Origin of the sequence: Paenibacillus amylolyticus, from assembly GCF_003719335.1 — a bacterium.
In the GTDB taxonomy this organism is placed as follows: domain Bacteria; phylum Bacillota; class Bacilli; order Paenibacillales; family Paenibacillaceae; genus Paenibacillus; species Paenibacillus amylolyticus_D.
Genome location: NZ_RIAS01000013.1, coordinates 116,637 through 140,523, shown reverse-complemented (window position 1 = coordinate 140,523; position 23,887 = coordinate 116,637). Strand labels below are relative to the sequence as shown.

General features: G+C 45.5%; 22 protein-coding genes. 5 read left to right on the top strand and 17 right to left on the bottom strand.

All coding sequences use genetic code 11. The features are described 5' to 3' along the window. Nucleotides 1–24: 24 nt before the first annotated feature. Nucleotides 25–837, bottom strand: coding sequence for an AAA family ATPase (locus EC604_RS21490; protein ID WP_123066102.1), 813 nt, complete (start codon nucleotides 835–837; stop codon nucleotides 25–27). Between the two features lie 366 nt (nucleotides 838–1,203). On the opposite strand from EC604_RS21490, the gene EC604_RS21485 reads away from it, so the two are divergent. Continuing rightward, a complete protein-coding gene (locus tag EC604_RS21485; RefSeq protein WP_090917035.1) occupies nucleotides 1,204–1,356 on the top strand; it encodes a DUF1540 domain-containing protein in 153 nt (50 codons plus the stop codon). Nucleotides 1,357–1,549: 193 nt separating this feature from the next. Continuing rightward, entirely contained in the window at nucleotides 1,550–3,007 is a 1,458-nt protein-coding gene (locus EC604_RS21480) for a 4-hydroxyphenylacetate 3-hydroxylase family protein (RefSeq protein ID WP_123066101.1), read from the top strand. Nucleotides 3,008–3,069: 62 nt separating this feature from the next. Here EC604_RS21480 and EC604_RS21475 read toward each other — a convergent pair whose 3' ends face one another. Genes EC604_RS21475 through EC604_RS21465 form a run of 3 tightly spaced genes read right to left on the bottom strand, consistent with a single transcriptional unit; the run spans nucleotide 3,070 to nucleotide 4,948 of the window. Further along, on the bottom strand, nucleotides 3,070–3,633 hold the full coding sequence (locus EC604_RS21475) for a nitroreductase family protein (RefSeq protein ID WP_123066100.1): 564 nt from the start codon (nucleotides 3,631–3,633) through the stop codon (nucleotides 3,070–3,072). Nucleotides 3,634–3,683: 50 nt separating this feature from the next. After that, on the bottom strand, nucleotides 3,684–4,547 hold the full coding sequence (locus EC604_RS21470; RefSeq protein WP_240037074.1) for a hypothetical protein: 864 nt from the start codon (nucleotides 4,545–4,547) through the stop codon (nucleotides 3,684–3,686). Further along, on the bottom strand, nucleotides 4,496–4,948 hold the full coding sequence (locus EC604_RS21465) for a flavodoxin (RefSeq protein WP_123066098.1): 453 nt from the start codon (nucleotides 4,946–4,948) through the stop codon (nucleotides 4,496–4,498). Before EC604_RS21465 ends, EC604_RS21470 begins: the two co-directional genes overlap by 52 nt. A gap of 257 nt (nucleotides 4,949–5,205) precedes the next feature. On the opposite strand from EC604_RS21465, the gene EC604_RS21460 reads away from it, so the two are divergent. The 3 genes from EC604_RS21460 (at nucleotide 5,206) to EC604_RS21450 (ending at nucleotide 7,324) form a co-directional block, all read left to right on the top strand. Beyond that, on the top strand, nucleotides 5,206–6,069 hold the full coding sequence (locus tag EC604_RS21460; protein ID WP_123066097.1) for a class I SAM-dependent methyltransferase: 864 nt from the start codon (nucleotides 5,206–5,208) through the stop codon (nucleotides 6,067–6,069). Nucleotides 6,070–6,071: 2 nt separating this feature from the next. Continuing rightward, nucleotides 6,072–6,803: an RluA family pseudouridine synthase gene (locus EC604_RS21455; RefSeq protein WP_123066096.1), complete on the top strand. Its 732-nt coding sequence runs from the start codon at nucleotides 6,072–6,074 to the stop codon at nucleotides 6,801–6,803. A 164-nt stretch (nucleotides 6,804–6,967) separates the two neighbouring features. Next, a complete protein-coding gene (locus EC604_RS21450; RefSeq protein WP_123066095.1) occupies nucleotides 6,968–7,324 on the top strand; it encodes an MGMT family protein in 357 nt (118 codons plus the stop codon). Between the two features lie 136 nt (nucleotides 7,325–7,460). On the opposite strand, the gene EC604_RS21445 is transcribed toward EC604_RS21450, so the two are convergent. The 13 genes from EC604_RS21445 to purT form a co-directional block, all read right to left on the bottom strand. Then, nucleotides 7,461–8,978, bottom strand: a complete 1,518-nt coding sequence (locus tag EC604_RS21445; RefSeq protein WP_123066094.1) for a DHA2 family efflux MFS transporter permease subunit — start codon at nucleotides 8,976–8,978, stop codon at nucleotides 7,461–7,463. Further along, the gene (locus EC604_RS21440) at nucleotides 8,975–9,421 is read right to left on the bottom strand and encodes a MarR family winged helix-turn-helix transcriptional regulator (RefSeq protein WP_123066093.1); all 447 of its coding nucleotides are present in this window, start codon (nucleotides 9,419–9,421) and stop codon (nucleotides 8,975–8,977) included. Before EC604_RS21440 ends, EC604_RS21445 begins: the two co-directional genes overlap by 4 nt. 370 nt (nucleotides 9,422–9,791) lie before the next feature. After that, nucleotides 9,792–12,317: an FAD-dependent oxidoreductase gene (locus EC604_RS21435; RefSeq protein WP_123066092.1), complete on the bottom strand. Its 2,526-nt coding sequence runs from the start codon at nucleotides 12,315–12,317 to the stop codon at nucleotides 9,792–9,794. Further along, on the bottom strand, nucleotides 12,310–12,627 hold the full coding sequence (locus EC604_RS21430) for an ArsR/SmtB family transcription factor (protein ID WP_123066091.1): 318 nt from the start codon (nucleotides 12,625–12,627) through the stop codon (nucleotides 12,310–12,312). The genes EC604_RS21435 and EC604_RS21430 overlap by 8 nt, the downstream gene beginning before the upstream one ends. Nucleotides 12,628–12,912: 285 nt before the next feature. Beyond that, nucleotides 12,913–13,359 (bottom strand): MarR family winged helix-turn-helix transcriptional regulator, encoded by a 447-nt coding sequence (locus EC604_RS21425; protein ID WP_123066090.1) that lies wholly within the window; start codon nucleotides 13,357–13,359, stop codon nucleotides 12,913–12,915. A 226-nt stretch (nucleotides 13,360–13,585) separates the two neighbouring features. Next, on the bottom strand, nucleotides 13,586–16,048 hold the full coding sequence (gyrA, locus tag EC604_RS21420; RefSeq protein ID WP_123066089.1) for a DNA gyrase subunit A: 2,463 nt from the start codon (nucleotides 16,046–16,048) through the stop codon (nucleotides 13,586–13,588). Nucleotides 16,049–16,060: 12 nt separating this feature from the next. Further along, nucleotides 16,061–18,040, bottom strand: coding sequence for a DNA topoisomerase IV subunit B (parE, locus tag EC604_RS21415; protein WP_123066088.1), 1,980 nt, complete (start codon nucleotides 18,038–18,040; stop codon nucleotides 16,061–16,063). 75 nt (nucleotides 18,041–18,115) lie between these two features. Continuing rightward, entirely contained in the window at nucleotides 18,116–19,105 is a 990-nt protein-coding gene (locus tag EC604_RS21410) for an ABC transporter permease (protein ID WP_123066087.1), read from the bottom strand. Further along, nucleotides 19,098–20,063: an ABC transporter ATP-binding protein gene (locus tag EC604_RS21405; protein WP_123066086.1), complete on the bottom strand. Its 966-nt coding sequence runs from the start codon at nucleotides 20,061–20,063 to the stop codon at nucleotides 19,098–19,100. The genes EC604_RS21410 and EC604_RS21405 overlap by 8 nt, the downstream gene beginning before the upstream one ends. Further along, nucleotides 20,064–20,939 (bottom strand): GDSL-type esterase/lipase family protein, encoded by an 876-nt coding sequence (locus EC604_RS21400; protein ID WP_123066085.1) that lies wholly within the window; start codon nucleotides 20,937–20,939, stop codon nucleotides 20,064–20,066. 237 nt (nucleotides 20,940–21,176) lie between these two features. Continuing rightward, a complete protein-coding gene (locus tag EC604_RS21395) occupies nucleotides 21,177–21,932 on the bottom strand; it encodes a CAP domain-containing protein (RefSeq protein ID WP_123066084.1) in 756 nt (251 codons plus the stop codon). 294 nt (nucleotides 21,933–22,226) lie between these two features. Then, nucleotides 22,227–22,685 (bottom strand): GNAT family N-acetyltransferase, encoded by a 459-nt coding sequence (locus EC604_RS21390; protein WP_123066083.1) that lies wholly within the window; start codon nucleotides 22,683–22,685, stop codon nucleotides 22,227–22,229. Continuing rightward, entirely contained in the window at nucleotides 22,675–23,862 is a 1,188-nt protein-coding gene (gene purT / locus EC604_RS21385) for a formate-dependent phosphoribosylglycinamide formyltransferase (RefSeq protein ID WP_123066082.1), read from the bottom strand. The genes EC604_RS21390 and purT overlap by 11 nt, the downstream gene beginning before the upstream one ends. Nucleotides 23,863–23,887: the final 25 nt, after the last annotated feature.

Below are 23,887 nucleotides of genomic sequence, written 5' to 3'. Positions count from 1 at the left end.
TAAATTTACATCCCTTTACGTCTTCTATCCTTGCAGCACTCGGGGTCTGTACTCCTCGTACGCATCAGTGATCAACTGTCTATGCAAAGCACTGCTCCCAATAATAGCTTTACGCTTCGCTTTTAACACAATCTGCTCCACATCGGCATAGCTGCAGCCAGCCAGACGTTCACAGATATAATCCTCCAGCCTGTGCTCGTGTTCAAACGTTCCAATCAGTTTGCTAATGTACAGTCTGCGGCTATCTTCATCTGGCATCGCGTACGTCAGTTTGGTATCGAATCGGCGCCATATCGCATGATCAAGCTGTGTCTCCAGATTCGTGGCAGCAACCAGAATGCTGTCCCCTTCGAATTCATCCAAACATTGCAAAAGTGTATTAACCACCCTTGCCATTTCTTTTACCTCGTCGTTACTTTCCCGTGTCCGGCCAATGGCATCAAATTCATCAAGAAACAATACGCAAGGATTAAGGCGAGCATATTCAAACAACTTGCGTACATTACTGCCCGTTTCTCCCAAGTGGCTGTGAATAAGTGCATCCAGCCTGACCAGTACAAGTGGCAACTCCAATCTCTGAGCCAGATATGACGCAGTTAACGTTTTCCCTGTGCCGGGAGGGCCAAACATAACCATTTTATTAGGGATGGATACATCATGTTCCCTGAACTTTTCCTTCATGCCCAGGATCGTAATGAACTCTCCGACAATGCGTTCATTTTCAGCCGAGAAGACAATATGTTGTGCTTTTCGTTTACATTCCTTCGGCGTGTAAAATGCCGCCATATCGATTCCTTTTGCACGAGGGATTCGGTTTGCATGATTCATTTTACTCATGTGTATATGTACTCCTTCAAGAAAAGATAGTCATTCGTATCCATATTTGTTGTTACGGATTTTGTTGTTGCTGATTTTTCGTTTCTTTTCTTTTAATCGTAATATTTACTATTAAACAATATCATACATATGCCACTTTGCAAAGGTCAAACTCCTGATCTGCAACCGAATGTCTCCTGAGCCGCCATTCGGTTGCATGGGAAAGCAAAATTTGCTATTCTGAAAGTGCATCGTTGTGTATAACACAAATAAGCCCTCCAAATTCATGAGAGCGTGAAAATTGTTCCAGATTCTCAAGCGGCAACTTGCGAATCCGGATCTTTATACCAACGAATGTAAATCCAACTAAAAGTGAGGTTAACAATCATGGCAAAAGACGTATTGTGTGAAGTAAACTCCTGTCGTCACTGGGCTCAAGAAAACAAATGTAATGCTTCTTCCATCTACATCGTGAGCCACGCTTCCAAAGAAGCAAGCGAGTCTGCTGAAACAGACTGTAAAACGTTTGAAGTTAAATAAAAGAATCTGCTTTATTCCAAGGAGCCCCACTCGGGTTCCTTTTTCTTTGTTTATTGTAGCAAGAATGATAATTATTATCAAGCCCTAGTTGCTAATTTTTCACCCATGGTCCGTAGCACATCAGACAACAACTTCACGTAGTATAGGATAGAAATAAATGTGCTCATGAACCATGACCAAGAGGTGAAGAACTATGCCCGCTAAAACCGGCATGCAGTATTGTGAACGAATTAACGCTCAGACCGTTCCCTGTTGGTATAAAGGAGAACTGCTTACCGCTAAACGCTCGGAGCACATCGCCTTCTCCGGTTTGATGAAAACTCAAATGAATATGTATGACCTGCAGTATGATCCACAGCTTACAGAACTTATGACGTATCCCTCTCCTACCGATGGAAAGCCTGTAGGCATGTCCTTCCTGCCTCCAACCAGCATCAACGATCTCCGCAAACGCCGTGAAGCAATGACGATATGGGCTCAGGCTCATCACGGTTTTTTGGGACGCTCACCCGATTACATGAACACAGCGATTATGGCGTTTTTTACGGCTGCCGACTTGTTAAACGATCTTTCCCCACAATATGCTGAAAATCTGAGAAATTACTATGCCTATTGCCGCGATCATGACATTACGCTATCCCACGCCTTTATTCAACCACATGCGAGTAAAATTTCAGGACAACTGGACGCTACTGAAGATGCTATTGCTGCCAAGGTTGTCGATCGGACTGATGAAGGACTCATTATCAATGGGGCGTTTATGATGGCCACACAGGCCGCTACTTCGGATGAAATTTTTGTCTATCCATCGCCTTCTCCTGCACCTTTTGATGATGAAAATCCATTTGCTTTTTCGTTTGCTGTTCCTAATGATCTGCCTGGCATTACTCTGATCTGCCGAGATACGTATGCAGCCGAATCCAAGTACAATTACCCTTTAAGCTCCAGATATGAGGAAATGGACAATATCGTCATCTTTGACCACGTGCTTGTGCCACATAACCGCATTTTTTTTGCAGGTCATGAGCAGATGTCTTCGACACTTTTCAGTGGTAGTAACTTCCATATCCATGCAGGGCATCAGGTGTTATGTCGTTATATTGCCAAAACCGAATTTATACTCGGCACGATTCAACTACTAACCGATACGCTGGATCTGTCGAATGAGGCGCATGTTATAGAAAAAACCGCACGTGCTCTCGCAAGTCTTGAATCCTTAAAAGCACTAGTCCTAGCTTCTGAGGCAGGCGCAATACCGGACGGAAGAGGATATGTCCTGCCAGCTCCCAAACCGCTCATGGCCGCCAATCTTCTGTATCCGAAACTATATCCTGAAATGATCGAGATTTTACAGTTGCTCAGTTCCAGCGGAATGATCATGGTTCCTCAGGAAGAGGATTTTCAGTCCGGGCCGGCGGACTCTTTAAACGTCTACCTCAAAGGATCCGACATGGAGTCCAAAGAACGAAACGCACTCTTCCGCCTGATCTGGGAACTTGGTGCAGGTTCATTTGGGGGCAGACAGACTCAGTTTGAACGATTTTTCTTTGGTAACACCATTACCGTTTCGAATCGCTTATATAAAGCAAGTTCTCAGGACCTCTCTCAGCGAGAACGTGTTCGTCAGTTCCTCGGAAACCTTGCACGGTAACATTCACTGAATCAAATTCAGTAAGCGCACCCCGGCAACGAAGCTGTCAAGCTCGTTGCCCTTCACACCAAATGGTCATATACCGTCATGAGTTCAGACGCAGGTCTGCCTGTTGCCACACTGGGTAATCCACATTGCTCACCGTAACCAATGTGAAATACGCCAAGCACTCTTTCGCTCGATGTAAGTCCCATCAAGTTCATAAATACAGGATGCTGCTGATAATCATTCATCTTCCAGACGGCGTGTACTCCCTGTTCAGCAGCTAGAATGCAGAATCGTTTGCTCCACGCCTTTGCAGGCAAGACATGATCCTCTGGGGAATTGCCGGGGGCAACCACCACCAAATGAGCTGGGATGGCTTCCGTATATTGATACGCAGCCCAGCTCCCGTGAGAATCTGCAAGATGAGGCGGATAACTCTGCCTTACAGCTTCCATATAGAGCTGTCGCCCTTCACCGGAAAATAGCATAAAACGCCAGGGTGCCGGACTCATAACATATAAAGATGGATCAGCTTCATCCAGCAGCTTTCTTATGACAGCTTGAGGTACAGGCATGGAGCTGAACTCACATGTTCCTGCTCTTCTTTTTCCATTCCCGGTATCTTGCCTGAATAACGTCATCACCTGTATTCCCTCCTCTGAGATAGGCGCTATCAACTAAGCTTCAAATATTACATCAACCATGTTTTTTGAGGCTTCGTCCCTTGCGCTCTCCATCGATCCACTTCTTCATGCACACGGATCTTATCCCTTGCGGTAAAGTGCTCTGATTCTTGCTCCTTGGCTTTGGGAATGCTGTCCCGAACAAGACGGATATAATCCATTGAACGCTGTAATGATTGGCGACCTGGTATATACCTGATCTTCCGCCCTTCCAGCAGGCAGTAAATCTCAATCATGCCTGGCAACTTGCCAAATGCTTCCCAGCAAAACACACTGACCATATGCTGAAAGGCTTCAACAACGTTCGCATCATGGACCACCATATATTTCTGAACAAGCAGTGCATCCCAGCCTTCTGGCTGCCAAGCCGCCTGAAAGATGACGGACAAAGACATCTGTAAAGAAGGTATTTCTGTTTTCCATTGTTCAAATAAGATTACAGGCCGCTTCAAGTCATCATTCGCTGCAATGGCCAGCGACAGTTCATCGATCATTTTGTGCTTTACATCCCAATAATGGAGAACGGAATCAAAACCGTCTGTTTTTCTAGGCCACCATTTTTCGAGTACATATTGAATCGGAATTTCTTTGCGTACGTCAGGGTCTACACTATAAAAATGATTAATGGCATGGCTCACCGCATATTGTACACGATGTCTCCATTGTAGCGTTGGACGTTGCTCGGCCGAAGGTTCAGGGCGGATAAACCGGTCCGGGCTGCGCAGCATCTCTTCTAGCTTATAGTCCTCAAGCAAACGTTCGGGGAGCTCATTGCTACCTTGGACCCTTGCTGTATAGCCATCACGCTGTAGCATTTCGATCAGGATACCTCCGCACCAGCAGTAACAAAACGTCTGCCGAAATCCCGGCATGTTTCTTTTTCCTGCTCCAGCGGACTGTATTCAATCTTTAACTTCTCTGGTGATACTTCCGCCCCGCGTTCCTTCAGCTTCTCCGCTGTAAGATCAACTGCCCCGCAAAATTGTTCATAGGACGTGTCTCCGCTTCCGAAAACAGCGGCTCTCTTTCCATTCAGATCAAGCTCATCCAGTTCTTCATAGAAGTCCAGGAATTCATCCGGCAGTTCACCATCTCCCCATGTGTAAACACCAATCATAAAACCATCATAATTCAGAACTTCTGCAGCATTAAAGTCGGTTACAGATTTCAAGTCAGTCTCATGACCACTTGCTGTAATGCCTTCCACAATGAGTTCCGCAATCTCTTCCGTGTTGCCTGTCATACTGGCATATGCCACTAACCATTTAGCCATCTATTGTCCCTCGCTTTGGTTTCGTTATATGGATTAAATTTGCTTAAAATACGTTCTGAATAGATTGCATAGTGCAATATCAAAATCATAAGTGATAATGATTATCATTGTCAAATTAAATTTATTCAGATTTTGATTTTATGATGTGTCGAAATTCATCCGTACATTGCCCCAATCCCCTGAGGCTAACTGGCGTACAGCCCCTTTTTTGTTGTACAATAGTATCCAAATGAATTTTGAAGGATGGATAAACCACTATGTACGTAGCTAAGAACTGGAAAGACTATGAAGTTATCGATACGGGAGGCGGCGAGAAGCTGGAGCGCTGGGGAGATGTCATCTTGCGCAGACCTGATCCACAGATCATCTGGCCGCTTGAACAAGAAACCCATGAATGGCGCCAAGCTCACGGTCACTATCACCGCAGCTCTTCTGGCGGTGGAAGCTGGGATATGAAAAAACCCATTCCTGAGCGCTGGACGATCGGATATGAAAACCTGAAATTCCATATTAAACCGACAAGCTTCAAACACACCGGATTGTTCCCTGAACAAGCTGCCAACTGGAGCTGGATGATGGATAAAATTTCGAATGCAGGACGCCCCATCTCTGTCCTGAACCTATTCGCCTACACCGGCGGAGCAACCGTAGCAGCGGCATACGCTGGCGCTTCTGTTGTACACTGCGATGCAGCCAAAGGCATGGTTCAATGGGCGAAAGAAAATGTTCAATTGTCCGGACTTGCTGACCGGCCAGTTCGATTCATCACAGATGATGTATTCAAATTTGTACAACGCGAGCAGCGCCGCGGTAACAAATACGATGCGATTATTATGGACCCGCCTTCTTACGGACGTGGCCCGAACGGTGAAACATGGAAACTGGAGGAAAACCTCTATCCTTTCCTGAAATCCTGTATGACAATTCTTTCGGACAATCCGTTGTTTATGCTGGTGAACTCTTATACCACAGGTATCTCTTCAACGGTATTACGAAACATGCTGACGATGACGATGTCTGCCAAGTATGGTGGAGAGATTACTGCCGGAGAAATCGGGCTGCCGATTACACGTAGCGGTCTGGATCTGCCTTGCGGTATTTTGGGCCGCTGGGAGTCCTGATGATGTCCCATGATGCGCAAAAAAGCGGAGATATCGAGATTCTGTATGAAGATAATCATCTGTTAGGGATCACGAAGCCGGTGAATGTCCCTACGCAGGAAGATGCATCTGGTGATCCGGATCTGCTCACTTTACTCAAACAAGATCTGAAAGAACGTTATAATAAACCTGGCAACGTATATCTGGGACTGGTGCATCGTCTGGATCGCCCGGTTGGTGGTGCCATGATCTTTGCCAAAACCTCCAAAGCGGCTTCCCGATTGTCCGAGACCGTACGTGGACGTCACTTCCGTAAAATCTATGCAGCTGTTGTTCATGGCAAGTTGCCAGCGCGTCAAGGCACGTTGAAGCACACGCTACTGAAAGACAGCAAAACGAACACCGTAACCGCTGTACCCCAAGGTACACCTGGCGGTAAAGATGCCATTCTAGATTACAAGGTCATTGGAGAAACCGATCGTTACAGCCTTGTGCATATTGAGCTTCATACAGGTCGATCCCATCAGATACGTGTGCAGATGAAAGAAGCCGGCTGTCCACTATTCGGAGATCAGAAGTATGGTGCCAGAATAAACAAACCGGGGCAACAGATCGCATTATGGTCTGTCATTGCAGCTCTTCCCCACCCTGTTACCAAAGAGGAAGTTGTGTTGCAGTCCTTGCCTGCACGAGAATTTCCATGGGCTGAGTGGCCTTTGGATATATACGAAAAAGCTTTCACATTGAAGATATAAACTGCATATAAGCAGATTGGATGAACTAGAAGCAGCAGCTCTCTGCACCTGTAACGTGTCGTTCGGATGCTACATCCGGGCGGCACTTTTTTAATCGAAAAATCATATAACAACTTTTCTATCTGCGTTCAATATTTAATCTTTAAAGACAGGAGCCGATATTCATGACCCCGTTCACAAAACAGGTTGTCGCTATTATTGCGGCGATCCCTGAGGGAAAGGTAATGACGTATGGACAGATTGCAGCCTGCGCTGGAAGCCCAAGGGCGGCGAGACAGGTCGTTCGTATTCTGCACTCCATGAGCCGGAAGGAACGCTTACCCTGGCATCGGGTCGTCAATGCCAAAGGACAAATTGCCATAACCGATGAAGAATCACGCATGATGCAGGAAACCGAGCTTGTCAGTGAAGGTGTGGAATTCCAGCTCGGTGGGAGCATAGACCTCCAACGTTTCGGCCATGAACCTGATCCAGACTTGCTGCTGCATGATTTGACTTCAATTAAAGATGAAAATGAGTGACAACATATTCTTTCGTTTGCTTAGTGATATGTCGTTTGCAAAACAAAAGAAGAGAACTCTCGTTGCCGTAGAAGATGTGTCCTACTGGCAGTCGAGAGTTCTCTTTCTCTTCTTTTTGTTACAATTTCAAGCTAATTTAAGCTGTTGCTACTTTTTTGGCTTTTTCTTTCTCCGCGTTTGCTGGCTCCGTAGCCGGCTTCGTTTTCTGGATGAAGAACGCCATAATCAGGGCTGCAATCGTCATATAGGTTGCCACAGTAAAGGCATAGTTAACACCATAGATCGTTGCATCTGCTGTAGCAGCCAGCATCGCTGTTTTGTTGTTCGGGTCAACTGTACCCGTAGCCATCGTTTCTGCCAGATGCGACTTGAGCTTGCTGCTCATGATCGTTACAAGAATCGCTGTACCAATCGCACCTGCCACAGTACGCAGTGTATTAGACATTGCTGTACCATGTGCATTAAGGCGTTGAGGGAGCTGATTCAGACCAGCCGTCTGAATCGGCATCATCAGCATCGACATACCGAACATACGAGCAGTGTAGATAAACATCATGTATCCATACGTAGTATCAACAGCCAAACGGCTAAGCCCCCATGTGGTAATGGCTGTAATGGCCAGACCTGCAACGGACAGCCAGCGTGCACCGACTTTATCAAAAATACGACCTGTGATCGGGGACATGATTCCCATTAAAATGGCACCTGGCATCATAAGCAAGCCGGATTCAATCGGTGAGAAGCCACGAATATTTTGCAAAAAGATAGGGAGCAAGATCATACCTGCAAACATCGCCATCGTAACAAGCATATTAATGATGGTTGTTAAGGTATACATATTGTACTTGAAAATACGGAACTCCAAAAGCGGATGATCCGTCGTCAACTGACGAATAACAAACAGAATCAGGGAAATAGCGCCAACAATCAGGCAACTGATGACAACGGCACTTCCCCATCCGTCTGTACCGGCATCACTGAATCCATACAGCAAGCTACCAAAACCAAGTGTAGATAAAATAACGCCGATGGAATCCAGTTTCGGCTTGGACTGACGTGTTACGTTTTTAACAAAAGCAATACCAATTGCTGTTGCGATCACGGAGAATGGCAAAATGATGTAGAACAACAATCTCCAGGAATAGTGCTCAACGATATAACCGGACAATGTAGGTCCAATCGCTGGTGCCAGGATCATCGCAATCCCCATCGTTCCCATTGCTTGGCCACGCTTCTCAATCGGGAAGATGGTCAGAAATACAACGGTCATCAGCGGCATCAGAATACCGGCGCCTGCGGCTTGAATGACACGACCGACCATAAGAATAGAAAAGTTCGGACTGATTCCACAAACCAGCGTACCAATGGTAAACAAGGTCATGGCGGTTATAAAAATTTGCCGTGTCGAAAACTTGGCAATCAAATAAGCCGTTACCGGGATTAATACCCCGTTGACAAGCATATAACCCGTAGTAAGCCACTGGGCTTTGTTCGGCCCGATACCGAGGTCTTCCATAATTTTAGGAAGAGCCACGTTCATCAGGGTCTGGTTCAAAAATGCCACAAAGGCACCAATTAACAAGGCCGCTACAATGGGGCCTTTCTTGATGTTGTCCATCGCAGAAGATGGAGCTGTAGCAGTGGTTGCGCTCATAAGTTGTTCATCTCTCTTCCTTGTAACTTTTCAATCATCAGACTATGAATGCGAAGCAGGTGCTCTAAGTCTTCCTTCGAAATTTCCAGTATAGGTGATACCCGCTCCATCCAGAGCTGTTGTGTCTCCTGCTGAGCCTTTTCCCCTTTGGCTGTAATCTGTAGCACCACAGAGCGACGATCTGCATCAGATCGTGTCCGCACGATGTACTCGCCCTTCACGAGACGTTCTACAACAGCGCTCATCGAACTACTCCCCATATGGCACAGATCAGCAATCTCGTTAATGCCAAGAGCAGGTCGCTCCTTAAGGATGGATAACACCATAAACTGGATCGAGGTCAACTCGATATCCTTGTTTTCATTCCAGAATGCCCGGAAAAGCATCTGATTCACTTGTCGAAATGAATTGATAATGTAAAATACTTCGTACGTATCCGTCATTGTTTCACCCTTTTACTTATGGAATATAATATTTCGTACACGAAATATCAGGGGAACAATTACTTATTATAACAAAAATATTTACATAGTCAACTCTTTACATATGATTTTAAGAAAATAATATTGAGACATATTATATTTGATATATACATTATATAAGCAAGCCCAGCAGCAGCTAATCAGTTTGCTTGTAGCTTTTCCCTGAACGATAAGATTATGCAACCCTGCACTTCTTCTTCGACGTTGTTTCATCATCATGTAAATGTAGAAAACCTCCATTCCACTTGAAATGAAATAGAGGTTTAATTAGGTTAATACATTTGAAAAGTTTGAAAATAAGATCGGTTTACGCTTTTAATCAATACACTTCTTAGATAAACAAATTATGGTTCGCCTGGTCTGCCTGTCCGAGATAGTATCCCACGCCGCCGATGACGGCCTGATCAATCAATTCCTCACGTTGTATGCCCATCAGATCCATCGACATCTGGCAAGCTACGATCTCAACCCCTTGAGCGATTGCCGATTGCATGAGTTGTTCCAGCGAAGCGACATTATTTTTTTTCATTAACCCTCGAATCATCTTCGGCCCTGCACCAAACATATTCATCTTGGAAAGTCCCAGCTTCAGACTGTTGCTCGGCAACATCAGATTAAACATACGGGCCATGCCTGTTTTTACGGGTGCCTGTTGCATCTCTTGTTTTCGAATAATGTTTAAACCCCAGAAGGTGAAAAACATCGTAACTTTCCGCCCGCTGGCTGCAGCTCCATTGGCAATAATGAAGGAGGCGATAGCCTTATCGAGATCACCACTGAATACAACCATGGTACTTGCTTTTTCAAATTGCTGTGAACCGCTTGTGACAGGTGAAGTATTCTTGGCTAAAATCGCTTCAATCACGCCGCCCTTGTCTCGCTCCAGCTTCAGCACGTCAGATCCTGACATCGTTGCCCAAGCTTTTACATCCTCATAAAATCCCGGATCTGAAGCCTTCACCCGCAGGGTCTGTCCGTCTGCCAACTGATCCATTTTTTGTTTAACCTCGATTAGCGGGCCAGGGCAGCTCAAACCACATACGTTCAGTTCATTATCAATGTGGAGCTCCCTAGATGTATCTTCTCCTGCTCCTTTGTTTGCATCTCCATTACCATTCATCAGAATTCTCCCCTGCTCTTCTTGTGTTTCTTTATTCTCATTCCTATTGTTGTCATCGTGGCTACTTCTACTTAATACAGCTGCTGGTTTGAATTGAGCCTGAAGGTAGGTTTTGTAGCCTCCGCTTAAATTTTTCACCTGATAGCCATGCTGACGTAGAATTTGTGTAGCGGTATAACCACGAAGTCCAACCTGACAATAAACCCAGATTTCTTTGGTTACATCAAGCTCTCCAAGCCGCTGACGAAGCTCATCCACCGGAATGGATAGAGAGCCAGCGATGTTCCCGTTACGGTGTTCCAGATCACTTCGAACGTCCACTAAAATGGACTGGGCAGGGTCTCGTTCTGCAAGTTGATCGTACGTGTAAGAATGCACTCGTTCGTCCAGGATGTTTTCGGCAGCATATCCGACCATATTAACCGGGTCTTTTGCAGACGAGTATGGCGGCGCATAACTGAGTTCCAGTTCCGTAAGATCTCTTACATTTCCTCCGAAGTGAATCGCCACTGCAATATCGTCAATTCGTTTGTCCACACCTTCGTAACCAACAGCTTGCGCACCTAGAATCTTACCATCCGGAGCAAAGAGTAATTTCAATGCAACTGCACTGGAACCAGGATAATAGGAAGCATGAGATGCGGGGTGTACGATAACACTTCGATAGTCTTTCTGCATTCGTTTGAGCGTTTTTTCATTACTGCCAGTAGATGCCCCGGTCAAACCAAACACTTTAATAATTGATGTACCCTGAGTTCCTTTATAGGTGGTTGGAAGACCCGCAATCTGATCCGCTACGATACGTCCCTGTTTGTTCGCAGGACCAGCAAGCGGAATAGCTGTCTGTGTGCCATGAATGTAATCCTTCACCTCGATGGCATCGCCCACGGCATAGATATGCGGAATACTGCTCTCCATTTTGTCATTGACTAGAATGTGTCCGCGCGAACCGAGAGACACCCCGCTGTCCTGCAAAAATGAAGTATCTGGTACAACTCCAATGGCCAGAATGACCAGATCAGCAGCTAGTACAGTGCCGTTCGACAATTCCACACCGATACCTTGATCCATTGAACGGAAGCCCTGAACCCGCTGTGAAAATAAAAGCTTTACTCCGTTCTGCTCCATCTCTTGAGCTAGCGTAGCTGCCAATTCCGGATCAAACGGGGTTAACAGCTGATCATTCCCCTCAATCAAAGTTACATCCAGCCCAGCTTCCTTCAAATTTTCAGCCATCTCTACACCAATAAAACCACCACCAATAACAATCGAACTTTGGTTGTTATGCGAATTAACCTGTTCTTTGATTCGATCAATATCCGGAATGTTCCGCACGGTATATATCAATGGATTCTCTTTGCCGGGCAGATCAGGCACAAGCGGCCGAGCACCAGGAGACAAAATTAATTCATCATAGTTTTCCTCGTATAAACCACGCTCGGCACTACGTACCTGCACGCTTCTTTTACTAGGATCAACAGCGATAACCTCACTTTGTGTACGGACATCGATATTAAAACGATCCTCCATACCCTTCGGTGTCTGTACAAGCAACCGCGCCCGTTCTTCAATCGTACCTCCGATGTAATAAGGCAATCCACAGTTGGCAAATGAGATATATGGGCCTTTTTCAAACATAACAATCTCAGCATGTTCGTCCAGACGACGGAGGCGTGCAGCAGCAGATGCCCCCCCTGCGACACCTCCTACAATTAACACTTTTTTACGTTTATTCATCTTCGCAACCATCCTTTTCAAATAAAATCATGACTAACTGCTCCACGCGAGAATCAGCCAGTACGTAATTGACTTCAAGGCCATTTCGCTCCGTAGCAACGATACCCGCACTGCGAAGCTTTTGCAGATGCTGTGACACCGTCGACTGCGGGAGATCCAGGCATTCCTGCATATATGAAACATTACATTTCTTTTTGCGCATCAGTCCACGGACGATACATAAACGCACGGGATGCGACAACGCTTTAAGAAACTCTGCTGGCTCGTCAAACTGTTTTAATTGATTCCGATCAAACGCAGGTAACTCCAAAATGACTCCTCCTCAATCGTTATATCGTAATATTACGATATTATAATTTAGTTGTCAATGTGTTTTCTCTATAACCATAACCCGATAGAAAAATGAGTTTCAGTCCAATTGGCTATACAAAAGAAAAGTGTCTAATAACAATACAAAATAGAAAAAACAAAATAGCATACTCCTAGGCTTAAGAACCAGAAGTATGCTTATTTATGCTTATTAAATATTCGTTTTGTTTTTTAACATCATCAGATTTATTCACTACATTCAATTCACGGTTAAAGTTTGCTTCGTTTATCCTGAACTCGTTAAAGCCGGCTCTTGCACGTTCGTTTTGGGTGCGGTCATTTTCCCAAGCAGATATACAAGCAATTGTTGATTGTGCATGGAGATGTTGCTCAGTACGGAATTCATAAATTCATTGCGGATCGTGACACCGCGCTTGGTTTCCATTCTGCCCTTATCGGATAATGAAACCCATACAATCCGCCTGTCCTGATCATCACGAACTCTGCATATGAGGCCATTTTTCTCCATACGATCCAATAACATCGTTACGGCAGCAGGTGTTGTCGCAAGAAATGGAATCAGATCAGATGGTTTCATCTTTTCATGATCTTCGAGTACCTCCAGCACGGCAAGCTGTGCCTCTGTTAACGAAGGGGCTAATTCCTGATCCATATGCAATTTATAATCTTTGGTTAATCTGGACCAGCATTTAGCGAAATCGGTATTATACATCGAACATCACTCCTCCTGGCAACGAATAATCATTTCATTTGCTTAAGTTTTCGCGCTTCAAAGCCGCATTCCTGCTACATTTTTTCAATTTCCCAGCGATCGACTGTAATCGACGAAGGTTGTTAAACTTCGCTTGAGTACGCACTTCTCATCCGCCCAAGAACAACAAAAAAAGACTCTTCACCCGACAGAATCAGCACTGCCAGTAAAGAGTCTTTTATTTTTTTTAGGAGGTTGTTCCCGGTTGATTCTCATTAAAGTCCTGAATCAGCTCGGTGATTTCGTCCTGTTTCTCCACAGAAACAAGTAATTTACCGATATGTTTACGTTCTGTAAGTGGAACGCTCTCGGATGAGATCGTGCGGGCTTGTCCCTCTTTGGTCATCACCGTCAACTGACGTTGCTCTTTACAGTAGAATGCACCTGCAATACGGCTACCATTTGGCTTAACACGTTTACCTTCCTTGAATTCAAAGGTAACCACGCCTTTACCACCACGGCTCTGCGGGGCATAGTCCAGAAGCAAGGATCGTTTACCATAACCGAGGTCACTCAATACAGCTACCTCTCCCTCATCTCCCTCTACCCAAAGTACAGAGACCACTTCATCCGTATCTTTCAATTGAATACCGCGAACACCACCAGAGACACGTCCCATCGGATTCACTTCATCCTCACGGAAACGAATCGCCATCGCTTCTTTCGTAATCAGCATGATATCTTTACCGCCTGTGCTTAAATGCACGGAAAGGACTTCATCATCTTTACCGACTTTACATGCTGCGACAGCACCAGATCGTTTTGTAATGTATTCCTTAAGTTCCGTACGTTTAACCTGTCCCTTACGAGTTACAAATACCAAGCTGTGATCTGGTTCCTCGAACGATTTGATCGCCAGCACACTGGTGATCCGATCATCCTTCGCCAGAGGAATCACATTGACAATGGCGGTACCCGGATCTTTCCACTTAAACTCCGGCACCTGATGCACAGGCAGGAGGAAATATTGTCCTTTTTGTGTGAAGACAAGCAAATTCTCCAATGTGTTTACTTCAAGCACCTGGGAAATATAATCCCCTTCTTTCACACCGCTGGCACTTCGCTCACCGCCAGAACGTGTGAAGGACTGCATGCTCGAACGTTTGACATATCCCTCTTTGGACAATGTCACAAATACATCTTCTGCGTTGACCAATACTTCGAGATTAACCTTGAGTTCCTCTACTTCACCCTGAATGGCGGAGCGGCGCTCAATTCCGTACTTCTCTTTGATATCCAGCAGTTCTTTACGAATGACCCCGATCAGCTTGCGATCACTATCGAGAATCGAGCGCAGCTGTGAAATTTTCTTCATGAGATCATCCAGCTCTTTTTGTAGCGAATTAATCTCCAGATTCGTCAAACGATACAATTGCAAGGTGAGAATAGAATCCGCTTGACGTTCCGTAAACCCAAACATCCAGATCAGATTGTTTTGAGCATCCTGTCGATTCTTCGAAGCTTTAATCGCTGCAATCACTTCATCTAGAATGTTAAGGGCTTTCACCAGCCCCTCCAGGACATGAGCACGGTCTTCCGCTTTCTCCAGCTCATACTTGGTCCGGAAAGTTACTACTTCGCGTTGGTGAGCAATATAAGCTTCCAGAATCGCTTTTAGACCAAGCTGTTGCGGCGCTTTGTTTACGATCGCAACCATATTGAAGTTGTATGTGACTTGCAGGTCGGTTTTCTTCAGCAAATAAGCCAAAATCCCTTGTGCATCCGCATCTTTTTTCAGCTCAACAACAATCCGCAATCCTTCGCGTCCACTTTCATCCCGAACTTCTGCGATACCCTCAACCTTTTTCTCCAGACGGATGTTTTCCATCGCCGTAACAAGACGGGATTTGACCACCTGATAAGGAATCTCCGTAATAACGATCTGCTGCTTGCCGCCACGCATATTTTCGATTTCGGTTTTGGAACGTATGTAAATTCGTCCTTTACCTGTACGATATGCATCTAGGATACCGTCGCCGCCCATAATTAAGCCGCCTGTTGGAAAATCAGGTCCCTTGATGAACATCATGATTTCGTCCAGTTCAATGGATGGTTTCTCCATTACAGCAATACAAGCATCAATCGTTTCGCGCAAATTGTGCGGTGGAATCTCGGTTGCAAATCCGGAAGAAATTCCGCTTACCCCATTGACGAGCAGATTGGGATAACGGGAAGGCAACACCACCGGTTCCTTGGCTGTATTATCAAAGTTATCTTTGAACAGTACAGTGCGTTTCTCAATATCACGAAGCATCTCCATCGCAATGGATGATAAACGAGCCTCTGTATAACGCATAGCTGCAGCGGGATCATCATCTTGTGAGCCCCAGTTGCCATGCCCGTCTACAAGCATATGGCCCATTTTCCATGGCTGCGCCATCCGCACCATACCTTCATAGATCGAGGAGTCACCATGAGGGTGATAATTACCCATAACGTCTCCTACCGTTTTTGCAGATTTACGATATGGCTTCTCCGGTGTATTGCCCGAGTCGTACATGGCGTAAAGAATACGCCGCTGTACTGGCTTCAATCCATCCCGTACATCGGGAATGGCTCGATCCTGAATAATATATTTGGAGTAGCGACCAAAACGGTCACCCACGACCTCTTCGAGAAAGGCCGGCATAAATTGTTCTGATAGACTCATTCCAAGCACCTTCTATTCTTCGTACTCTGTAAAGTCGACATTCTCTACAATCCAGCGTTTGCGCGGATCTACTTTGTCACCCATCAGTGTAGATACACGACGCTCTGCTTTGGCTGCATCCACAATCTCTACTTTTAGCATAGCGCGTGTCTCCGGGTTCATCGTTGTTTCCCACAGTTGATCCGGGTTCATCTCACCAAGTCCTTTATAACGCTGTAACTCGACATTATTTCCGAACTCTTTCATATAATTCGCAAGTTCTTCATCCGTCCAGGCATATCTTACCGTTGCCATCTTGCCGGATTTACGAGTGAGTTTATATAAAGGCGGCTGCGCAATATATACTTTCCCTGCATCAATTAATGGTTTCATGTAACGGTAAAAGAACGTAAGTAACAGCACCTGAATATGTGCTCCATCCGTATCTGCATCCGTCATGATGATGATTTTGGAATAATTGCTGTCCTCTACGGCAAACTCCGTTCCGATTCCTGCGCCTATTGCTGCTGTAATTGCACGATACTCTTCATTTTTCAGAATATCCGCCAGCTTGGATTTTTCCGGATTCAACGGTTTTCCCTTTAACGGCAGAATCGCCTGTATTTTAGAATCCCGTCCTTGCTTGGCTGAACCGCCTGCAGAATCACCTTCCACGATAAACAATTCATTGCGTGTAAAATCCTTTGATTGCGCTGGCGTGAGCTTGCCATTCAAATTAGAACTTTCACTACGCTTTTTCCCTGTACGCATCTCGTCACGGGCTTTCCGCGCAGCTTCTCTCGCCTTGGACGCTTGCACAGCTTTGCGAATCAAGGTCTGTGCAACCTGCGGGTTCTCTTCCAGAAAACGTTGAATATTTTCGGAAACTACCGAATCAACTGCACTTCGAGCAGTAGCACTTCCGAGCTGATCTTTGGTCTGACCGACAAATTCAACTTCGGACATTTTGACGCTAATTACGGCCATCATGCCTTCACGGAGATCATTGCCTTCCAGATTTTTATCTTTTTCCTTGATCATGCTGGTACGCCGAGCATAGTCGTTCATTACACGGGTGTAGGCTGCTCTGAATCCGGTCTCATGCGTTCCCCCACCACGTGTCGGGATTGAATTGACAAAGGAAGCAAGTGTTTCTGTATATCCTGCGTTATACTGGATTGCCACTTCTACCTCGATATCGTCCTTATCCGCATAGAAGTGAATAACGTCATGCAGCACATCTTTATTTTCGTTCAAGAACTCCACAAACTGGCTCGCGCCGCCCTCGTACATGAATTCATCCTGGTTGCCTGAACGTTCGTCCTTCAGCACAATTTTCAGACCCGAGTTCAGGAAAGCAATCTCCTGAAGGCGTTCAGCCAGCGTATCATAATTCAACTGAATTCCATTCTGAAAAACGCGAATATCCGGTTTAAACGTAACTTTGGTGCCTGTGCGATTGGTATTACCCAATACTTCAAGACCGGTTACGGGTTCCCCTACATGTTCGATGCCTTTTTTGTCCTGCCAATATTCGAAACGTTGACGATGAATCTTGCCATCCCGGAAAATTTCGACTTCAAGCCACTCTGACAATGCGTTGGTGACCGAAGCCCCTACACCGTGCAGACCACCTGACTTTTTATACCCTGATCCACCGAACTTACCGCCTGCGTGCAAAATCGTAAACACGACCTGGGGAGTGGGAATCCCTGTTTTATGTATGCCAGTCGGAATTCCCCTTCCGTTATCCTGAACCGTAATAGAACCGTCCTTATGCAGCGTGATATCGATTTTGGAGCAGAATTTGGCTAGGTGCTCATCGACAGCGTTGTCTACGATCTCCCATACCAAATGATGTAGACCTGAAGTACTGGTGCTGCCGATGTACATCCCCGGCCTTTTCCGAACCGCTACCAGTCCTTCAAGTACTTGAATGTCGTCCGCGTCGTAGCCCGAGGCGCCCTGTCCTCCGCCTGTCGAACCTGCCGACATATCGATTTGCTCGACCATTCATGCTCCCCCTTCTTAACTTGAAACTACAAAATGCCTGAAATGCAAACAGATGTTTTCTTATCCTTGTCCATTTTAATTCAAGATATCCCGTTTCGTAAAGACAAGGAATGATACAATGAGTGATGCAATCCCCCAAACACTAAGCACAATAAGGGAAAATCCGAGATTCATGCCTTCAATTGGTGGCAATCCGCCGGACAAATAATCAGGCAGTTCCAGGTTGACCATAAACAAATACTTCGCCGTTTCCCACGAGGCCGCCATGTTGGTTAGAATCGTTCCCGCAATCAGCGCAGCCATCATAATTACGATACTTGCCGCTGTACTGCGAACAAGAACCGATACCATAAAGGCCAGCATTGCCACGATGATACTCACAAACCAGATCAAACCTGCTTGCATCAACATGTACTGCCACTGGCTAACCGCATGAACAGCAGACATATCCACTTCAGTGCCGACAACTTTAAATCCAGTGAATACAGGCATACCGAAACCTTTGTAGCCAAAAACGGCTCCAGATATAACATAACAGATCACATAAGCAGAAACGACGATGATCGAGACAAACATGATCAATGTGATCAGTTTGCTAAGAAGCACTTTCCACCGTCTAACGGGGCGAGTCAGCAACATTTTGATCGTGCCTGTCGTCCTCTCTCCTGAAACCAGATCTGAAGCAATCGCCATAATCAAGAGCGGGATAAACAATCCGACAGCATTGTTCATAAACTCCCTTGTAAACGTCACACCGCCTGGTTCTTTGGGATTAATGTTATTTTCCAGATAGTATTGCATCTGCTGGATATAGACGGTTCTGTACTTTTTGTATTCCTCGGGAACCCGATCACTGCCTAGCGAGTTCTGATTATCCGTTATCGCCTGTTGTAATTCAAGTCTCCAGTCCCCACCGAACTTGTCTTGATTATTCTGAGCCGATTTCATCTGTGCATACGTGAACATCGGTACAAGGATAGCCAGAACGATAAAAATAATATAAAGGCGTTTCTTCTTGACCATTTTAATGGTCTCATTACGAATAAGCGGCATGATATTATTCAATGGATTCACCTTCTGTCATTTTTAAGAATAGTTGTTCAAGTGTAGGCTGAATCCGTTGCACGCCCTCAACCTGAATGCCTGCCTCAACCATCTGCTGTACCAGCTCCGGTATCCGCTCTTCATGCATCTCAGCAACAACAGCATTCACACCAAGCCCTGCAACAATGGTGTCATCCATGACATCACCGGGGCGGCTAACCAGCGTAATCCCCTTATCGAGTAACATCTGACGGCCTGCATCAAAAGGCGTAAGATGCCATATCGCCACCTTGGAATGGTCTTCGATCAGTTCATTCACACCACCAACTGCGAGCACACGCCCGGCACTGATTATGGCTACCCGATCACAGAGCAGCTGAATTTCACTTAACAAGTGACTGCTGACAAACACTGCCATTCCCTCACTGGCAAGCTGCTTGATAAATTCACGCAACTCCTTAATCCCTTTGGGGTCAAGTCCATTCGTTGGTTCATCCAGAATCAGCAACCGTGGTCTTCCAAGTAAAGCCTGGGCAATCCCTAGCCGCTGCCGCATACCAAGTGAATACGTCCTAACCTTATCATGAATACGTTGATCCAAACGCACAATATTGACCACTTCCTGAATACGGTCATGATCAACGCCTGGCTGCATCCGGGCAAAGTGCTCCAAGTTCTCCCATCCGGTCAAATATGTATATACCTCAGGATTTTCCACAATGGAACCAACATATTTGAGCGCTCGTTCGGGATCACGATTCACATCGTAACCACAGACCGAAATTTTTCCTTCTGTAGGTTTAATCAGATCAACCAGCATACGAATCGTTGTTGTTTTCCCTGCACCATTCGGTCCCAAAAAACCGAAAATTTCACCAGGTTTGACATCAAAAGTGACATCTTTAATAATCCATTTTCGTCCAATCTTTTTCTTCAAGTGTTGTACGGACAAGACGGAATCATACTGCTTCTCTGCCATTTATTTCGCGCTCCCTTCTGCCGGCTTATTCCCATGATATTCCTGCGCTATGCGAACGGCCATCTGCTGATAACCTTGTCCATTCGGATGGAAGTGGTCAGATGAAAGATACTCGTCCAAATGATTCTCAAACAGATCAAAGGTTGGCACAAGTGTCATGTTATCTTCATTGTTCAAAATAGACATCGCCGCATCATTCCAGGCCGCAACAACAGCGTTGCCCGGCTTCTCCAGTTCCTTCACATTACCAAACGGATTATATAATCCGATGTAGGCAATCTGGGCATTCGGATTGATTTCTTTTACTTTTTTCAAAATTTCCTGTAGTCGTTTGGATGTTTCTGGCAAGGCTGCAGCCAGTTTCTCAGCTGTTGGCGGGTCTTCACCTTGAAGAACCTGTCCACCTTGAAACAGGTCATTCGCACCGATGGAGAGCAAAATAAAGTTGGACTGCTGTAAAACATATTGAACCCCTTGTTCATCCAGCTTTTTTAAAAGGGCATCTGTTCGGAGACCGTTTACTCCCAGATTGTTAAGTACCTGTACATCTTTACCCTCATCTTTGAGCAGATTAGCCGCCCGTCTAACAAATCCAAGTCCTTCATCATCCCCCGTGCCTCTTGCAAGGGAATCGCCAATAACAGCCATTCGGATTTTTCCGTCTTCTACAACCGCTTTATTACCGCTATTTTGAGCATCTTGAGCTGGAGTGGCAGCCTTCTGTCCCTCATTTAACGTTGAATCCCCTTGCGGAAAAATAACATCTTTTATGGCGTAAGCAAATCCGAATATCAGCAGCAGTGTTGCTACAATGGATATCGTGCTTACACTTCTCCAGATCCAAGGTGCTGAATCAAGATTTTTGTTCTTTTTCATCCATCACATCTCCAGTCAGATACAAATAATTTATAATGGCTTTCACATCAAGATATTGCTTATTCTAAATAACATAAGTCTTCTGTCGTTAATTTGCAAATTTTGCCGCTATATTCAGAAATCAGCGATTTTCACAACTCAAAAAATGGAAAAAAGCCACAGCACACACAGCTTTTCGGCCATGTGCACATATGACTTTTTTTGAATAAAATATTATATATTATTCATTTCTAACTCTTATTTACCGATAAACTCTTGAGCCCAATATCCGTTATAGTAGCCTACACCGATATGCGTAAAGTTTTTGCTCAGGATGTTTGCACGGTGACCCGCGCTGTTCATCCAGGCTGTTACAACTTCCTGAGGTGTTTTTTGACCTTTGGCGATATTTTCACCAGCGTAACTGTAAGTTACCCCGAATTGTTTCATCATATCAAACGGAGAACCGTACGTTGGGGACTGATGATCAAAATAATTGTTGTTGCTCATATCTTTAACTTTAGCTACAGCGACCTTGTCCAAAAGTGCGTCGGATGCCAGTGCACCCAGACCTGCCTTAGCACGTTCTGCGTTCACCAGTTTTACTACTTGTGTAGCAAAATCGGATTGTGTGCTTTGAGTGCCGCCATTATTACCTGTGCTTGAAGGATCTTTAGCAGGTGTGGTCGTAGCCGGTTTCTCTTCTTGTACTGGCTTAGCAGGGGTGCTTGGTTGCTCAGGTTTCGTTGCTGGTTGTTCAGGCTTGGTTACAGGCTGTGTTATTGGTTGCTCAGCCGTTTGACCGTCAGAGACTTTGTAACCGTTTTGCTTCAGCCATTGCTCAATATAAGCTTTCAAGCTATCCGCATTAACCACTTTATACGCTGTAACCGTCGTTGCTTTATATGTTGAATCTGCAGCAGACGCGGAGGCGGGAAGCATAATCCCTACGGCGAGTGCAGCTGTCAGACTGCCTGTCACAACTTTTTTCATCCAGTTCTTCTTCAAATTCATTCATCTCCTTAGAATTAGTTATTACAAATTTGTAATGTTTACTTTAGCAGTATATCAATTCATCAGGAGATTGTGAACCCGTAAATACTGGAAATATGACTTTTTTGTCATCATTGATTGTTTCAAAGCAACCTTGGACAGTTTATATATGTAGGCTGTATCCGGGCCTTATAAGTCGCACATACCGGTGCTCCTTGTCGGTCTTTTCAATAATAATAATAATAATAATGATGTGCACACCATATAAAAAAGGCACTCAGTCAAGCTCAAACTTGCTGAATGCCGTTTCATCTATTATAAAAGAACTTTACTGAAACGATAGCCTTTTTTCTGGAAGCCAATGTGCTCATAGAAGGAATACGCGGTTGAAGTAACTTCACGATTCGCCCCAGTGACAAACAATTGCTTACCACCTTGCTTTTTGCCCCAGTCTTCAGCACGAGCCATTAGACGGCGGGCGATTCCGCTACCGCGATGCTCCTGACCTACGATTAAGGAAGTAATCTGGGCAGCAGGTTCCGGATAGGCATGACTTTGAACACATTGCAATCCAATCACACCAATAATCTGTTCATCCACTTCGGCAACGAGCATGCACGCGTTCGGATTGCTTTCCAAACCTTCAATGCGTTCTTTCATTACATTGGTTGTGGTCGGATAGCTGACCTCTCGCATCAATCCTGTCACCGCTTCAGCATCTCGCAGTTCACACTCTCGGATCATCAGTACAGGGGCCTCCACATTATTGGACATGATTTACCTCCACTTTCAGCATATTTGCGGCTTGAACCGCTGTTTTACGAGCTTCTTCCACATCTGTTCCAGCACTAAGGGCTACAGCCATTCGGCGTCCTTGTTTCGTTTCAGGTTTGCCAAACACACGAACCTGAGTACGAGGTAATGCAAGTGCATCTTCAATTCCACCTATGGTGAAATCAGATGTTTCGACTTCGGCCTTCAGCGTGGCTGAGGCTCCTGGTGTCAGCAAATGTACTTCTGTGACGGGAAATCCAAGAATAGCACGCACATGAAGCGCGAACTCTGAATTATCCTGTGTAACCATCGTAACCATACCTGTATCATGTGGACGTGGTGATATTTCACTGAACACCACTCCATCAGCCGTGAGAAAGAGTTCAACGCCAAAAAGGCCGTACCCGCCGAGCTCATCCGTAACCGTCTTTGCGATGTGACATGCTTGCTTCCATTGCTCCGATGTCATCGCATGAGGTTGCCATGATTCGACATAATCCCCATCTTTCTGAATGTGACCAATCGGCGGACAAAATACAGTGCCTGATGCCGATCTGACGGTGAGTAACGTAATTTCACTCTCAAACTTCACAAAGCTTTCCACGATAACGCGAACAGATTTGCCTCTCGCTCCCGAAAGAGCAATGTCCCAACAGTTTGCTGCGTCTTCTGGTACATGGCATACACTCTGGCCTTTACCAGATGAACTCATTAATGGTTTGATAACACAAGGTGTACCTAGTTCTCGAACAGCCTCTTGCAACTGTTCTAAACTATCCGCAAAGAGATAAGCGGCTGTAGGGAGATTCAATTGTTCGGCCGCCAGACGACGAATGCCTTCGCGATCCATAGTCAAACGAGCGGCGCGAGCCGTTGGCACGACACAAAAGCCTTCTTCCTCAAGTTCCAGCAATGCCTCAGTAGCAATGGCTTCAATCTCAGGTACGATGTAATGCGGTTGTTCCTTACGGATCAATTGTTTCAATGCCTCGCCATCTAACATGTCGATGCAGTAAGATCGATGTGCGACTTGCATGGCCGGTGCGTTCTCATAACGATCAACAGCGATCGTTTCCACACCGAGACGTGCAGCCTCAATCACGACCTCTTTACCCAATTCTCCGCTGCCTAGCAGCAGCATTTTTTTGGCTTGAGCCGAAAAAGGAGCACCCCACATGTTCTTTCCAATCCTCCCAAAGAGA